Below are 13,835 nucleotides of genomic sequence, written 5' to 3' on the forward strand. Positions count from 1 at the left end.
ATTCGCCGATCAATCAGTGACGAATTCGGCCGGGCCGATCACTTCTATTGGATCAATACTCCCCCAAATGTGCAACTTGCAGCTACGCTGAGTCATTCCGGGGGCGTGGTTCACCTTGTCGTTGGCACACCGATCGGTACCGCCGGGTCAGAGCTGTTCCAAACGCGTACGCAGAGCGTTCGCCTCCGGACGGCCGAGGCCGACGAAAATCGGCAAGGCCCGGTCGTAGAAGCTCCGGGCTTCGTCCTGTGCGCCGTCCGCCTCGGCGATCTCGCCGAACGCGGCCAGCGCCCTGGCCACCTCGAACCTCGACCCGCTCGCCTCCATCGTGGCGCGGGCGGGTTCGAGTTCGGCCCGTGCGGCCGTGAGGTCCCCGGTGGCCGTGAGGGCGCGGCCGAGTTCGATCCGGGCGCGGGCCACGTTGTAGTCGTCGCCTTCGAGGACATCGCGAGCGCGGGTGAGGTCGGCGATCGCGGCTTCGGGCCGCCCGGCGCGGACACGGGTCGCGCCGAGGTTGATCAGCGCCAGCCCGACGTCGTGCCGTCGGTCCTGCCGCTCGCTGAGCAGATGGTCTTCGGTGAACCATTCGATCGCGTCTTCGAGCCTGCCCTGCTGCAGGGCGACCAGGCCGAGCCCTTCCACCGACCGGATCTCGACGACACCGTTCCCCGCCGTCCGCGCGGCTTCGCGGCCTGCCGTGTAGTGCCCGACGGCGTCGTCGTAGCGGCCGGTGCCGCGGCAGGCGGCGCCGCTGCGGTTGTGCATCAGCGCCTCCGCGCCGGAGTCACCCCAAGCCTGTGCGCAGCGCACGCCGGCCTGGCTCACCCGCAGGAAGTCCGGATAGTGCTTGCGCAGCAGGAAAAGCGGCCACATCGCGGCGGCGAGCTGCCAGCCGAGCTCGGGCAGCTGCCACGTCTCGGCGGCCTCGATGGCTGCGATGAGGTTCTCGCGTTCCAGTTCGAGCCAGGCGAGTTCCTCGTCGGACGAGTCGAACGAAAGCGGTGCCGCCGGCCGGTACTCGTAGCGGTACGGGATCGGATCCTGGTCGGGGACGATCAGGCCCGTGGTCGCCGACGCGGTGAAGAGGTACCACTCGAGCATGCGGCGCAGGGCGATGTCGCGGTCGTACTCGTTGCCCGCCGTCTTCTCCTTGGCGTGCAGCCGCGCGAGATCGTGGAAGGTGTACCGGTCGTCGCCGCGGTCGATCAGCAGCCCGACGTCGACGAGCTGGTCCAGCAGGTCGTCGGCGACCTCGGGGCGGACGGCGATCGACGCGGCCGCCACGCCGACGCCGAAGTCGGGTCCGGGGTGGAGCCCGAGCGCCGCGTACAGCGCGGCCGCGTCCGGGGGGAGTTCGTCGTAGGACAGGTTGAAGCTGGCTTCCACCGATTGCGCCTCTTTCGTCGAGAGCGTGGCCAGTCGACGATATTCCTTCCCCAGCTCGGTGGCGATCTTCTCCAGCGACATTTTCGGGCGCCCCGCCAGCTTGGCGCTGACCGTGGTGAGGGCGATCGGCAGGCCGCCGCACAGTTCGGCGATGGCGCGCGCCTGGTCGGCTTCGGCGCCGACCCGCTCGGCGCCGACGGCGCGGCCCAGCAGCTCGGCGCTGTGTGCCGAGCCGAAGGGGGACAGCTCGATCAGCTTCGCGCGATGTTCGGTCTGGAGCCTGCCGAGACGGCGCCTCGAAGTCACGATCACCAGGCTGCCCGGGCCGGCGGGCAGCAGCGGCAGTACCTGATCGGTCGACGCCGCGTTGTCGAGCAGCACGAGCAGGGGCCGCTCGGCGGTCGTCGTCCGGTACAGGGCGGTGAGTTCTTCGACGCCCGCGGGCAGCCCCTCCGGCGGGACGCCGAGCGCCCGGAGGAACCGGCCGAGCGCTTCGGCCGCGGACAGCGGGCCGTTGGTGCTGAACCCGCCGAGATCCGTCCAGAGGTGCCCGTCGGGGAACCGGTCGGCGAGGTGACGGCCCCACGCGGTGGCCAGCGCCGTCTTCCCGATCCCGCCCTGGCCGCTGATCAGGTGCACCGACGGCCCGTCGGCGTCTCCCCGGGTCAGCAGGTCCTCTAGCAAGGTGAGTTCGGCCGTGCGGTTGGTGAAGTGCGCGGGCACGGGCGGAAGCTGACGGGGCCCCGAACTCACCTGCCTGGTGAGCCGGACCGCCGATCGCTGGCGCGGTACCTGCGGCGTGCTCACTTCACTGTCACCCGGCAACGGGCTGCCCATCCACTGTCCCCTCTTCGGGTTAACCCCAGCGACCGCGTAGAGCATCCCGGTGAAGGTCCGGACAGGACAGGGAAACCGGCCAAATGCGGCCGTTTGGAGCAAGCTCGGTAACAGCTGAAAAAAGTGTCGCCGGGATGTCGAGACCGGCGTGACGGCTTCGTCCCTGGGTCAGTCGCGGCCGGAGTGGCCGCGAAACAGGGAGGACAAGCCATGCGCAAGCTCATCGTCCAGCAGTGGGTCACCGCCGACAACATCGTCGCGGAGGAAGACGGCGGACTCAGCTTCGTGCCGGGGGAGCCGTTCTCCGAGAAGACCGAGCCCGCGTTCAAGGAAAGCGTGATGGGGTTCATCGACTCGGTCGACACGATGATCCTCGGCGCGAACACCTACGCCATGTCCAAGGACTACTGGCCCCACGCCGAAGAGCAGGGCGAGTACGGCGAGAAGGTCAACAACCTCACCAAGTTCGTCGCCTCGTCGAAGCTGGACGACGCCCCCTGGGGCGACTTTTCCGCCGCGACCGTGACAAGCGACCCGGCCGCCACCATCCGGGAGCTCAAGGAGCAGGGCGGCAAGGACCTCTGGCTGTGGGGGAGCCTGACGCTCATGCGGTCGATGCTGGACGCCGGCGTCGTCGACGAGGTCCGGATGATGGTCTGCCCGGTGTCGCGCGGCAAGGGAACACGTCTTTTCCAGGAGCGGCTGGACCTCAAGCCGGTCGAGGCGACCGCGTTCCAGAACGGCGTGGTGCTGCTGCGCTACGCGGTCGAGAGCTAGGTCGTCGAGAGCTAGGTCGTCGGGACGACCGGGGCTCGCGTGAGGACGACGGCGAAACCGAACGCCAGCCCCATCACGGTCAGCTCCAGTGTCGCCCACGCGGCCAGCGCCGTGCGGTTGTGCCGGATGATCTGCGGCATCAGCTTCCAGCGCGTGTACGCGCCGAGGCTCGCGATCACTCCGGTGCACAGCAGCTTGAGCAGCACCAGTTGCCCGTACGGCGTGGTGAAGACGCCTTCCCAGAACCCGAGCGACGGGTTGAGCGAGATCTCGATCAGCCCGTTGAACAGGCCGGTCGCCGCGCCGAGGATCAGGCACAGCGTCGCCAGTTTGGAGAACCGCGGCAGCGCGTGTGCCAGCAGTGTCCGGTTCCCGACGAGCAGCACCGCCATCGCGCCGAGCCCGCCGGTCCAGGCGACGGCGCTCATCACGTGCAGTTCCATCGAGATCATCGTGTAGTCGTGGTAGTTCCAGTTCGACGCGTGCCCGGTGACCGGCAGCGGCAGCAGCGCGAACAGCCCCAGCCCGACGCGGACCTCGGCGGGCACCTTCTCGCCGTGCTTCAGCGAGAGGATGCCGAGTCCCGCGTGGAGCAGGGCCAGCACCGCGACGATCAGCAGCGCCTTCCCCGCGCCGACGTCGGCGATGTAGCTCCCGACGTCCGACATCGACAGCGTGCTGGAACCCGGCCGGTATTCGGCGGTCTGCAGGATCAGCGCGACGAGCGCGGTGGTAGCCCAGACCAGCGCGGCCGCGACGCTCGCGGGCCGCGCGAGCCGCATGATCGGCTCGGAAAGCTTCGGCCGGTCGTAGCCGACCAGTACCGAAAGGAGCGCCAGCCCGATCGTGGCGACCGCCGAGATGTCCAGCAGCACCCGCACGATCGGGATGGAGACCGAGACCACCTCGCTGACCTGCGCGACCCCGGGCACCGGGGCGGTGGCCGTCAGCGCGACGCCGATCAAAGCGCCGACGAGGCCCGCGGTCACCACACAGAACAGGACGGCGACGCGGGCGCGTGAGGTGGTCTCGGCCTGGGTCATGAGCCGCTCTTCTCCTTGTCACCGGCGCCGGTGCGCAGTGCGACGGTCAGTCCGACGGCGAGCAGCACGACGGCGCCCGCGATCCACACCCAGATCGGCACCCCGGACGAGCCTTCGCCGCCGGTCGCCGGTGTCGTCTCGGCCTGGCCACCGCTGCCACGCGCGGCGTCGGCGCTCGCCGGTGTCCCGGTGCCCGCGGCGGTGAGGGTGAACGGCACCTCGCCGGTCACGGCGTGCCCGTCCGCGGACAGGATCCGGTAGCCGATCTTGTATTCGCCCGCCGGGCCGAGCGGCCGCAGCGGCACGCTCACGGCGCTGTCGCGGACCTCGACCTGGCCCTCGGCCCACTGGCCGCCGCCCGGTCCGGTGACCGCGATCTGGTTGACGTTCGCGTTCTGGACGTACTGGTCGAACGTGAGCGTGATCTTCGCGGGCCCGGCGGCGACGGAAGCGCCCTTCGCCGGGTCCGAGGAGATCAGGACGTTGTGCGCCAGCGCCGGGGTGGCGGTGGCGAGCCACGCCACCCCGGTGATCGCCAGCGCGACGATCGCTTTACGCATTTACTCGGTTCCCTCGGTGTTGCCGGTCTTGGCGGAAGCGGTGGCGCGGCGGGCGCGCAGGGTGGCACCGGCGCCGACGCCGAGGCCGAGCGCGCCGACGACCAGGCCGGCGCCGCCGAGCCAGCGGGCGGTGTTGTCGGACGACGAGGACGAAGCGTGGGATTCCTCGGTGGCCTTCGCGTCGGTGCCGTGACCGCCGCCGTGCCCGTCACCGCTCTTCTCGGCGAGCTTCACGCTCGGCGCGGGGTGCTCGGGCTCTTCACCGGAGGCCGGGGTCGGCTGGTTCCACTCGACGACCTTGCCGTTCTCGTAGGTCTGCGTGGCAGGGAACTCGATCGCGTCGACGTTGGTCGGGAGCTTGCCCGCGCTGATCTGGAACTCCTGGAACTCGGTCGACCCGGCGGCGATCTTGGTGCCGGGCTCCGCGGTCCAGGAGACCTTGGTGACGGCCTCGGTGATCTGCGTGCCGGAGTCGGTGGTCACCGGTGCCGGCAGCTTGGACTTGACGACCTCGGCCTTCCAGCCGGGAAGCGGCTTGGCACGCACGGAACTGAGCGCGTACTCGGGCTTGACGGTGATCTCGACCTTGATGGTGCCGGCGTCCTTCTCCTCGTTGGGGACGCGGAAGAAGATCGACCCGTAGCCGCCCTTCGCGGGCTGGGGGCCGTAGACGTTGGCGGTGACGTGGGCCGAGGCGACCCCGGCCGAGAGCAGACCGGCGGCGCCGATGGCGGCGGCGAGGAAACCGGCGCGCTTGAAGACGTGCTTGGACACAGGAACTCCTGAACGTGGTTAAGACGGCGGGTTCGGGGACCTCGCCGGGTTACTGGGGGGATGAGCTGGGGTTCAGGAGAACAGCGGCGGGCCGCGCCTGCCGTGGACCCGGCGCAGGTCCACGCGGACGAGGTGGCCGGGGCCCGCCGGACGGGCGAGCACCGGGGACGCCACTGCGGCGGGTACCGGGAGCGCGTTGAGGATGAACGGGACCAGCGCGCGCAGGCAGGCCAGGACGCCGAGCAGCAGTCCGTCGGCCTTGGCCAGCAGCAACGCGGTGACCAGCGTCGCGACGACGTGCGCGACGGTCATCGCGAGTCCGCCCGAGGCGGGCGCTGGTTCGTCATGCATGAGCTCGTGGCTGCTCAGCGAGCTGAGCACGAGGTGCATCACGACCTGACCGGCGCCGAGGTCGACGATCGTGGCCAGCGGCCCGCGGGCCTTCGAGGCGAGCGCGGCGGCATTCCAGCCGATCAACACGGTGAGCAACAACGTCATCGCCGTATCGGGTACTTCGCCGTCCCCGATCACGTGAGCGGTCACAGCCAGCGCTGCAGAGCTCACGCCGAGCAAGCCACCACGTACGGCGCGTAGCGCGCTTCGGTGATGGCTGTCCTTACTCACGGGTGAAGAGTATTCGACGTACCGCCGAGCGGTCGACGTCCTCCCGGCTGTTGAGCAGTGAAAAAGACACCACCGGGGCGGCGCGTGCGTTTGCCTGATTGGGCCGAATGGGGAAGGTTAACGGGATAAAAGGCGGTAAACAGGGGTTTGACCGCGAGCGTTCTGGGTAGTCAGGCTCCCGATACAGCTACTCCGAATGGGTGAGGAGTCTCACCCAGAGGCGGCGGGAGAACCAGCACGCGATGAACCTCTTCGAGTACATCTCGGATCGGTGGGACAGACTCGCCCTCCAAGGGCTCCTCCATGTCAGCGCGGTCGTGCAGTGCACGATCATCGCCGCCGTGCTCGGCGTGGTGATCGGCGTCGCCGTCTACCGCAGCCCGGTCGGGTCGGCCGTGGCCACGGCGCTGGCGAGCACGATCCTCACCGTCCCCTCCTTCGCCCTCCTGGGCCTCCTCATCCCGGTGTTCGGCCTGGGGGCGAACACCACAGTCATCGCCCTCGTGCTCTACGCGCTGCTGCCGATCGTGCGGAACACGATCGTCGGGCTGGGCGGCGTCGATCCCTCGGTCAGTGACGCGGCACGCGGTATCGGCATGAGCCGGTTCGGCGTGCTGACCAGGGTGGAGCTGCGCCTCGCCTGGCCCGCGATCCTCGCCGGCATGCGGGTCGCGACGCAGATGCTCATGGGCATCGCGGTCATCGCGGCCTACGCGAAAGGCCCGGGTCTCGGCTCGGAGGTCTTCTCCGGCCTCACCAACGCGGGGAGCACGAACTCCCTGAACCAGGCACTGACCGGGACGCTCGGCGTGGTCGTCCTCGCGCTGGTCCTCGACGCCGTTTACGTCCTGATCAACCGTTTGACCGTCTCTAGGGGTGTCCGTGGCTGAGTCTCCTGAAACCGTATCCGGCGTCGAAATCGAGCTGGAGAACGTCACGAAGCGCTACCCCGGCACCCGCGAGCCCGCGGTCGACGACTTCTCGATGGTGGTGCCCGCGGGCAAGATCGTGGTCTTCGTCGGCCCGTCCGGCTGCGGCAAGACCACGACCATGCGGATGATCAACCGGCTGATCGAGCCGACGTCGGGCCGCATCACCATCGGCGGCGACGACGCGCTGAAGCTCGACGTCGACACCCTTCGCCGCCGCATCGGCTACGCGATCCAGCAGGCCGGGCTCTTCCCGCACTTCACCGTCTCGCAGAACATCGCGGTGGTGCCCGGGCTGCTCGGCTGGGACAAGAAGAAGGTCAACGACCGGGTCGAGGAGATGATGGACCTGGTCGGGCTGGACCCGGCCGACTTCCGCGACCGCTTCCCGCGTCAGCTGTCCGGTGGACAGCAGCAGCGCGTCGGCGTCGCGCGGGCGCTCGCGGCTGACCCGCCGGTGCTGCTGATGGACGAGCCGTTCGGCGCGGTCGACCCGATCACCCGGGGCAACCTGCAGGACGAACTGCTGCGGCTGCAGACCGAGCTGAAGAAGACGATCGTCTTCGTCACCCACGACTTCGACGAGGCCGTGAAGCTCGGCGACAAGATCGCGGTGCTCGGGAACCAGTCGAGGATCCTCCAGTACGACACCCCGGACGCGATCCTCGCGAACCCGGCCGACGACACGGTCGCCGGTTTCGTCGGCGCCGGTGCCTCGCTGAAGCAGCTGACGCTGCTGCGGGTCCGCGACGTCGAGCTGAAGCAGGACGCCTTGACGGCGACGGTCAGCGAATCGCCCTCGGACGTCCGCGAAAAGCTGACCCAGCAGCGCAAGCACTTCGTGCTGGTGCTCGACCAGCGCCGCCGTCCGATGCGGTGGGTGCACGTCCGCGAGCTGACGACGGCGACGTCGCTGGCCACCGCGGGCAAGCCGCTGCGTGACTCGGTCAGTCTCCAGTCGACCCTGCAGGACGCGCTCGAAGCCATGCTCGCCGAGGGCGGCAGCGTCCCGGTGACCGGCGCCCGCGGCGAGTACGCCGGGACGATCGAGCTCGACACCGTCATCTCGACGATCCAGCAGCTGCGCGAGGAGCACTCGGACGACAACCCTGCGGAAGGTGTGACCGCATGACGGCCGTCGATACCGGGTTCTCCACCGAATCCTCGTCGAGAAGTGCCGAGCGGGTCCGGCTGTTCGCCCAGCCCGCGGTGGTACTGCTGATCGTCGCCGGGGTGCTGATCTGGGTTTTCACCAGTGACCTGACCACGACGGAGAAAGCGACTCTCAACGCCTCCGGCCTGTTCACCGCGCTGCGCGACCACCTGGCGATGACCATCGTGGTCACCGCGATCGTGGTGGTCGTGGCGGTTCCGCTCGGCGTGCTCGTCACCCGGCCCTGGGCGAAATGGGCGGCGCCGGTCTTCCTGGCTGTCGCGAACATCGGCCAGGCCGCGCCCGCGCTCGGTGTGCTGGTGCTGTGGTTCATCGTCACCGGCGCGACCGGCGGACTGTGGGTCGCGGCGCTGCCGCTGGCGTTCTACTCGCTGCTTCCGGTGCTGCGGAACACGATGGTCGGCCTGCAGCAGGTCGACCCCTCGCTGATCGACGCGGGCCGCGGCATCGGCATGTCGGCCTCCGGCGTGCTGTGGCGGGTCGAGCTCCCACTGGCCGTCCCGCTGATCCTGGCCGGCCTGCGGACCTCGCTGGTACTGGCCGTCGGCACGGCGACGTTCGGCATGTTCGTCAACGCCGGTGGTTTCGGCCTGCTCATCGACACCGGCTACAAGCTCAACCTGACGAAGGTGCTGATCACCGGCTCGGTGCTCGCCGTCGCACTGGCGCTGCTGGTGGACTGGCTGGGCGCGGTGGCGGAACAGTTCTTCGGACCGAAGGGACTGCGCTGACATGCGATTGAAAGCGATCCTGGGCGCGGTCCTGTTGTGCGGCACGCTTTCCGCTTGCGGGCTCGAGGTCAACACCGCGCTGCCGTACAAGATCGAACCCGGTTCGATCAAGCCCATCGAATCCCTCAAGGGCCTCAAGGTGACGGTGGGATCGAAGGACTTCACCGAGAACATCATCCTGGGCTACATGGCCGAAATGGCGCTTTCCGCGGCGGGCGCGGACGTCGTCGACCTGACCGACATCAAGGGCTCCAACTCGTCGCGGCAGGCACTGCTCGCCGGCCAGACCGACGTCACCTGGGAATACACCGGCACCGGCTGGATCAACTACCAGGGCAACGAACTCCCCGTCCCCGGCGGGGAACAGGCCCAGTACGAAGCCACGAAGACGGCCGACGAGGCGAAATTCGGCGTCACCTGGCTGAACTACTCGCCGCTCAACGACCAGTACGCCTTCGCGGTCACCGAGGCCTACGGCGCGGCGAACAACCTGAAGACGACGTCCGACCTGGCGGCGTTCCTCAAGCAGAAGCAAGACCAGAACGTGTTCTGCCTGGAGACCGAATTCACCAGCCGCCAGGACGGATTCCCCGCCGCCGTGCGGGCGTACGGGTTCCAGAACCCGGTGATCAAGAACTTCGGCATCGGCACGATCTACTCGGCCGTGGCGAGCGGAACCTGCCCGATCGGCGAGATCTTCACCACCGACGGCCGGATCGCCGGACTCAACCTGCGCGTCCTCGAAGACGACAAGAAGGCGTTCCCGCAGTACAACGCCGTGCCCACCCTGCGGACCGAATTCCTGAACCAGCACCCGGAACTCCGCGGACCGCTGGAAGCCGTCGGCGCGGCCCTGGACAACCAGCAGATGATCGAACTGTGCAAACAGGTCGACGTCGACGGCCGTGACCAGGGCGAAGTCGCCTACGAATGGATGAAGAAGAAGGGCTTCATTTCTTGATCGAGCGCTGACGAAAACGTGCCGAAGGGGCGCCGTTCCGTATCCACCTCGCGGTGGGTGCGGAGGGCGCCCCTTCATCACGTTTCCGTGGGCCTTCGGCCCGAAAGAGGGCGCTCGACGGGTGAAGTCTCCGTCGGGCGCGGGGCGCCCTTGGGGAGACCGTTCTCGGCCGAGTTCGCCACCCTTACGTTCCGGCTGGAGGCTCAGGCCGTGAGATGAGTGCGGCTTTCATCTCAAAATTTGCGATGAAAGCCGCACTCATCTCATCCGTTCACCCTGCGCGCTCAGATGCCCAGGCGGTGCAGCAGTTTGCCCTCCAGCTGGTCCAGCTCCCCGGCCACGGCCCGGTGCGCCGCCTTCCTCCGCGCGGCCGGCATCCGCTCCGAAGCGCGGACGGTCGCCGAAAGCTGCTCCAGCGTCCCCTGAGTGTCCTTCGCGAAGGCCGCGTCGGCGTCTGTCGCCTTCGCGGACCTCTTCAGCTCCGAGAGCCCCTGCGTCAGCCCGGCGATCCGCGCGTGCAACGCCGCACCGCGTCCGCTGAACTCGCCGAGCTGGTCGACGGCGACGCTGAGCTTCTTCGCCTGATAACGGTCGTATAGCTCTCGCGCGGCGCCCGCCGCTCGAACGGCGTACGGCGCGATCACCGGCAGTACGGCCGGACCGAGCACTTTGGCCACCGCGACGGCGTTTTTCGCCTTCTTCGGGGTGATCCTGCCTTCGCCCTCGATGGCTTTGGCCTTGCGCGCCATGGCACCTCCCACGCTGTGTCACAGTCGAACTTACTGGTCCCCGAAGTGGCGGGCATGTCGGCTTGCCGGTCGCCTTCTAGAGTGTTGTCTGTGAGTAACGAGGTGCTACTGGACGCGGGAGCGGTGAGCCGCTGCCGGCGTCGCGTGCACCTCGAACACGATCCGGCGATGCGCGAGGTCCCGCTCGCCCCGCCCGACCCCGCCGCGCAGCAGCGGATCGCCGACGCTTCAACGCATCGCGACGCGATCGTGCAGCGGCTCATGGACGCGACAGGCCCCGACGCGGGCTGGGTCAAGATCGCCCGCGAACTCCCGGCCGCCGAGCGCGTGCAGCTCACCGAAGAGGCCTTCGCCGCCGAAGCGCGCTACATCTGGGGTGCGCTGCTCCCGGTGGATCGCGCCGGTCACCGGCGTGGCGGCTCCGAACTCCTGGTCCACACCGGCGCCGGGTACGTGCCGGTGCTGGTCGTGCGGCACCGCATCACCGATCGCGGCGCGGGTGCCACGACCACGGTGATGACCGATCTCGACCCGGCGAACAGGCTGCCCGATCCGGCGCGGAAGGTCCGCTCGCAGCCGCGGGACCAGATGCGGCTCGCGCACCTCTATCGGATGCTCGAAGCGCTTGGGAAGCACGAAGGGCACCGTGCCCTCGGCGGCGTCATCGGACTCGACGCGGACGTCGTCGTCTGGCACGACCTGTCCGCGGGCACCTGGCCGGGCGGGCGGAGCGCGCTGACGGAGTACCAGAGCCGCTTCGCCGACAGGCTCGCCATCGCGAGCGCGGCCGCCGAAGACGAAGAGCCGCTCGCCGAACCGTCCCGCGTCCTCGAATGCCGTCGCTGCCCCTGGTGGCCGACGTGCGAGGTCGTGCTCACCGAAACCCGCGACGTCAGCCTGGTCGTCCGCGGCGAGGACGCGATGGAACTCCGCCGCGCCGGGGTGTCCACAGTGGACAAGCTGGCCGCGCTCGACCCGGCCGACGAGCCCCCGCCGATGAACTGGACCGGCGGCACCTTCGCCGACGCGATCATCCTCGCGCGCGCCTGGCTCGCCGATCTCACGATGGTGCGCAAGGTCGACCGCGTCGAGGTCTCGCGCGGCGACGTCGAGGTCGACGTCGACATGGAGAGCTTCGGGGATTCCGGCGCGTACCTGTGGGGTTCGCTGCTGACCGGCGCCGACATCGGGATGGAGCAGGGCTACCGGGCCTTCGCGACGTGGGAGCCGTTGCCGACCGCGGACGAGGCCCGGTCGTTCGCGGAGTTCTGGGCCTGGTTCTCCGAAGTCCGCGAGCGCACGCTCGCCGCGGGCCTGACCTTCCGCGCCTACTGCTACAACGCGCTCGCCGAGAACCGCTGGCTCTTCGGTTCCGCCGGCCGGTTCGGCGAGTATCCCGGCGTGCCCGCCAAGGCCGAGATCGCGTCCTTTGTGGACTCCGAGGAGTGGATCGACCTCTTCCGCAGCGTCACCGACCAGTTCCTGTGCTCGCAGGGCAAGGGGCTCAAGGTCATCGCCCCGGTCGCCGGTTTCGCCTGGCGCGATCCGGAAGCCAGCGGCGAGGCGTCGATGAGCTGGTACCGCGACGCTGTCGGCATGGACGGCGGCGTCCCGGACGACGCCCAGCGGGAGCGCCTGCTGCGCTACAACGAAGACGACGTCCTGGCGACGCACGCGCTGCGGAACTGGATGACCGACCACGCGCAGACCGTGCCGTACATGAACGACCTCTGATCTCTCACTGACTAAGAGACTTGCGATCAAGTCTTCTTCTGGCGATACTCGTAGACGAGTACTCGTCCACGAGGAGGCGCGGTGAAGCGGCGGAAAGTCGGGAACCTGCTGGCGCTGGCGATCCTGTCGACGCTGAGCGAACGCCCGATGCACCCGTACGAAATGGCCTCGATCCTGAAGAGCCGCGGCAAGGACCGTGACATGGGGATCAAATGGGGTTCGCTGTACACGGTCGTCGGCAACCTGCGGAAACACGGTCTGATCGAGGCCGTCGAGAGCAACCGCGACGGCGCCCGCCCGGAGCGCACGGTGTACCGGATCAGCGACGCCGGCCGTGACGAAATGCTCGACTGGCTGCGCGAACTCCTCGCCGGACTAGCGCCCGAAGAGCCGAAGTTCGTGGCGGGCCTGTCGGTGATGATGTGGCTCGGCCCGGACGAGGTGATCGCCCTGCTTCGGACCCGGCTGGCGGCGCTGGACGACGAAATCGCCTCGACCAGGGCGGAACTCGCGCGGCTTCTCGAAGAGGTGCCGCGGCTGGTGCTGCTCGAGGTCGAATACCACCTGGCGATCCGGGCGGCGGAGGCCGAATGGGTCCGCTCGATCCTCGGGGAACTGACTTCCGGCTCGATGCCCGGTCTCGCCGAATGGCGGACCTTCCACGAGACCGGAGAGCTGCCGGCCGAAGTGGCCGAGCTCGTCGAAAGGGGGAGCACCACCGACTGAAAGAGCCCCGGCGAGGTGTTGCAGCACCTCACCGGGGCGACGATCCCGCAACCGGAACCCGGCCACGAGACAGCATCTTGAGGATAGCCGGGCTCCGGGCGGACAACCCTGGAGTGACCATGTCGAACATCAAGGACAGAAAACGGTTCAAGCTCATGCCGGAGATGGGCGGTGCGCTGGCGCGGAACTACGCCCGGCAGCGCGGCACCGAACCGCAGATCGAGAATTGGCGGAAGCAGGCCCGCGAACTCACCGCGGACCTGCCGGAAGGCGCGAAGATCCTCGAAGTCGCCTTCGGTCCCGGCTACTTCGCCGTCGAACTGGCGAGGCTCGGGTTCTCCGTGACCGGCCTCGACGTCGCGCCGACGTTCGTCGAGATCGCGAGCGAGTACGCGCGAACACAAGGCGTCGAGGTATCGTTTCGCGAGGGCGATGTCGCGGGGATGCCGTTCGACGACGAGTCGTTCGACTTCGTCGTCTGCCAGGCCGCGTTCAAGAACTTCGTGTGGCCGGTGAAGTCGCTCGACGAGATGTACCGCGTGCTGCGTCCGGGCGGCACGGCCGTGGTGCAGGACATGAACCGCGACGCGACCGACGGCGACATCGTGCGCGAGGTGGAGAGCATGAAGCTCGGGAAACTGGCGGCGCTCGGCGTGCGGCAGGCGCTCGGCCAGCTCCGGCGGCGCGCGTACACGCCTGTCGGCTTCGGCGGCCTGGTCGCCGAAACGGCGTTCCGGACCTGTGAGGTCACCACCGTGGGCATCGGCCTGGACGTCCACCTCACCCGTCCGTAAACGCTATGAAAGGTCCTTTCCTTGCGAAATTTCGCA

14 protein-coding genes are annotated in these 13,835 nt (G+C 68.7%); 8 read left to right on the forward strand and 6 right to left on the reverse strand.

The genetic code is table 11. The annotated features are described in order from the left end of the window. Positions 1–147: 147 nt before the first annotated feature. Positions 148–2,223, reverse strand: coding sequence for an ATP-binding protein (locus ACZ6YV_RS04485; protein WP_465508273.1), 2,076 nt, complete (start codon positions 2,221–2,223; stop codon positions 148–150). A 210-nt stretch (positions 2,224–2,433) separates the two neighbouring features. Here ACZ6YV_RS04485 and ACZ6YV_RS04490 point away from each other — a divergent pair, with 210 nt between their 5' ends. Continuing rightward, the gene (locus ACZ6YV_RS04490; protein WP_465508274.1) at positions 2,434–3,000 is read left to right on the forward strand and encodes a dihydrofolate reductase family protein; all 567 of its coding nucleotides are present in this window, start codon (positions 2,434–2,436) and stop codon (positions 2,998–3,000) included. 11 nt (positions 3,001–3,011) lie between these two features. On the opposite strand, the gene ACZ6YV_RS04495 is transcribed toward ACZ6YV_RS04490, so the two are convergent. From ACZ6YV_RS04495 to ACZ6YV_RS04510, 4 genes are all read right to left on the reverse strand, one after another. Further along, the gene (locus ACZ6YV_RS04495) at positions 3,012–4,043 is read right to left on the reverse strand and encodes a copper resistance D family protein (RefSeq protein WP_465508275.1); all 1,032 of its coding nucleotides are present in this window, start codon (positions 4,041–4,043) and stop codon (positions 3,012–3,014) included. Then, a complete protein-coding gene (locus tag ACZ6YV_RS04500) occupies positions 4,040–4,603 on the reverse strand; it encodes a copper resistance CopC family protein (protein ID WP_378239154.1) in 564 nt (187 codons plus the stop codon). Before ACZ6YV_RS04500 ends, ACZ6YV_RS04495 begins: the two co-directional genes overlap by 4 nt. Then, positions 4,604–5,377, reverse strand: a complete 774-nt coding sequence (locus ACZ6YV_RS04505; RefSeq protein WP_465508276.1) for a YcnI family copper-binding membrane protein — start codon at positions 5,375–5,377, stop codon at positions 4,604–4,606. 72 nt (positions 5,378–5,449) lie between these two features. After that, entirely contained in the window at positions 5,450–5,941 is a 492-nt protein-coding gene (locus ACZ6YV_RS04510; RefSeq protein WP_465508277.1) for a hypothetical protein, read from the reverse strand. A 302-nt stretch (positions 5,942–6,243) separates the two neighbouring features. On the opposite strand from ACZ6YV_RS04510, the gene ACZ6YV_RS04515 reads away from it, so the two are divergent. From ACZ6YV_RS04515 to ACZ6YV_RS04530, 4 genes are read left to right on the forward strand one after another with little or no spacing between them, the layout of a single operon-like run. After that, positions 6,244–6,891, forward strand: a complete 648-nt coding sequence (locus ACZ6YV_RS04515) for an ABC transporter permease (protein ID WP_378239186.1) — start codon at positions 6,244–6,246, stop codon at positions 6,889–6,891. Continuing rightward, entirely contained in the window at positions 6,878–8,062 is a 1,185-nt protein-coding gene (locus ACZ6YV_RS04520) for an ABC transporter ATP-binding protein (RefSeq protein WP_465508278.1), read from the forward strand. Before ACZ6YV_RS04515 ends, ACZ6YV_RS04520 begins: the two co-directional genes overlap by 14 nt. After that, positions 8,059–8,835, forward strand: a complete 777-nt coding sequence (locus tag ACZ6YV_RS04525; RefSeq protein ID WP_465508279.1) for an ABC transporter permease — start codon at positions 8,059–8,061, stop codon at positions 8,833–8,835. The genes ACZ6YV_RS04520 and ACZ6YV_RS04525 overlap by 4 nt, the downstream gene beginning before the upstream one ends. A gap of 1 nt (position 8,836) precedes the next feature. Then, positions 8,837–9,796: a glycine betaine ABC transporter substrate-binding protein gene (locus tag ACZ6YV_RS04530; RefSeq protein WP_378239158.1), complete on the forward strand. Its 960-nt coding sequence runs from the start codon at positions 8,837–8,839 to the stop codon at positions 9,794–9,796. Positions 9,797–10,080: 284 nt separating this feature from the next. On the opposite strand, the gene ACZ6YV_RS04535 is transcribed toward ACZ6YV_RS04530, so the two are convergent. Beyond that, positions 10,081–10,545: a DUF6474 family protein gene (locus tag ACZ6YV_RS04535; protein WP_465508280.1), complete on the reverse strand. Its 465-nt coding sequence runs from the start codon at positions 10,543–10,545 to the stop codon at positions 10,081–10,083. A 90-nt stretch (positions 10,546–10,635) separates the two neighbouring features. On the opposite strand from ACZ6YV_RS04535, the gene ACZ6YV_RS04540 reads away from it, so the two are divergent. The 3 genes from ACZ6YV_RS04540 to ACZ6YV_RS04550 all read left to right on the forward strand — a co-directional run bounded on the left by ACZ6YV_RS04540 (position 10,636) and on the right by ACZ6YV_RS04550 (position 13,799). After that, the gene (locus tag ACZ6YV_RS04540; protein ID WP_465508281.1) at positions 10,636–12,279 is read left to right on the forward strand and encodes a TM0106 family RecB-like putative nuclease; all 1,644 of its coding nucleotides are present in this window, start codon (positions 10,636–10,638) and stop codon (positions 12,277–12,279) included. Between the two features lie 81 nt (positions 12,280–12,360). Then, complete coding sequence (locus ACZ6YV_RS04545; protein ID WP_465508282.1) at positions 12,361–13,005, forward strand: PadR family transcriptional regulator; 645 nt, start codon at positions 12,361–12,363, stop codon at positions 13,003–13,005. 119 nt (positions 13,006–13,124) lie between these two features. Beyond that, the gene (locus ACZ6YV_RS04550) at positions 13,125–13,799 is read left to right on the forward strand and encodes a class I SAM-dependent methyltransferase (RefSeq protein WP_465508283.1); all 675 of its coding nucleotides are present in this window, start codon (positions 13,125–13,127) and stop codon (positions 13,797–13,799) included. Positions 13,800–13,835: the final 36 nt, after the last annotated feature.

The organism is Amycolatopsis sp. NPDC102522, assembly GCF_055584485.1.

Excerpts from the sequence above, each read along its gene's own strand:
- ACZ6YV_RS04485 (WP_465508273.1), bottom strand. The coding sequence starts at position 2,223 with ATGGGCAGCCCGTTGCCGGGTGACAGTGAAGTGAGCACGCCGCAGGTA.
- ACZ6YV_RS04490 (WP_465508274.1), top strand. The coding sequence starts at position 2,434 with ATGCGCAAGCTCATCGTCCAGCAGTGGGTCACCGCCGACAACATCGTC.
- ACZ6YV_RS04495 (WP_465508275.1), bottom strand. The coding sequence starts at position 4,043 with ATGACCCAGGCCGAGACCACCTCACGCGCCCGCGTCGCCGTCCTGTTC.
- ACZ6YV_RS04500 (WP_378239154.1), bottom strand. The coding sequence starts at position 4,603 with ATGCGTAAAGCGATCGTCGCGCTGGCGATCACCGGGGTGGCGTGGCTC.
- ACZ6YV_RS04515 (WP_378239186.1), top strand. The coding sequence starts at position 6,244 with ATGAACCTCTTCGAGTACATCTCGGATCGGTGGGACAGACTCGCCCTC.
- ACZ6YV_RS04525 (WP_465508279.1), top strand. The coding sequence starts at position 8,059 with ATGACGGCCGTCGATACCGGGTTCTCCACCGAATCCTCGTCGAGAAGT.
- ACZ6YV_RS04530 (WP_378239158.1), top strand. The coding sequence starts at position 8,837 with ATGCGATTGAAAGCGATCCTGGGCGCGGTCCTGTTGTGCGGCACGCTT.
- ACZ6YV_RS04535 (WP_465508280.1), bottom strand. The coding sequence starts at position 10,545 with ATGGCGCGCAAGGCCAAAGCCATCGAGGGCGAAGGCAGGATCACCCCG.
- ACZ6YV_RS04550 (WP_465508283.1), top strand. The coding sequence starts at position 13,125 with ATGTCGAACATCAAGGACAGAAAACGGTTCAAGCTCATGCCGGAGATG.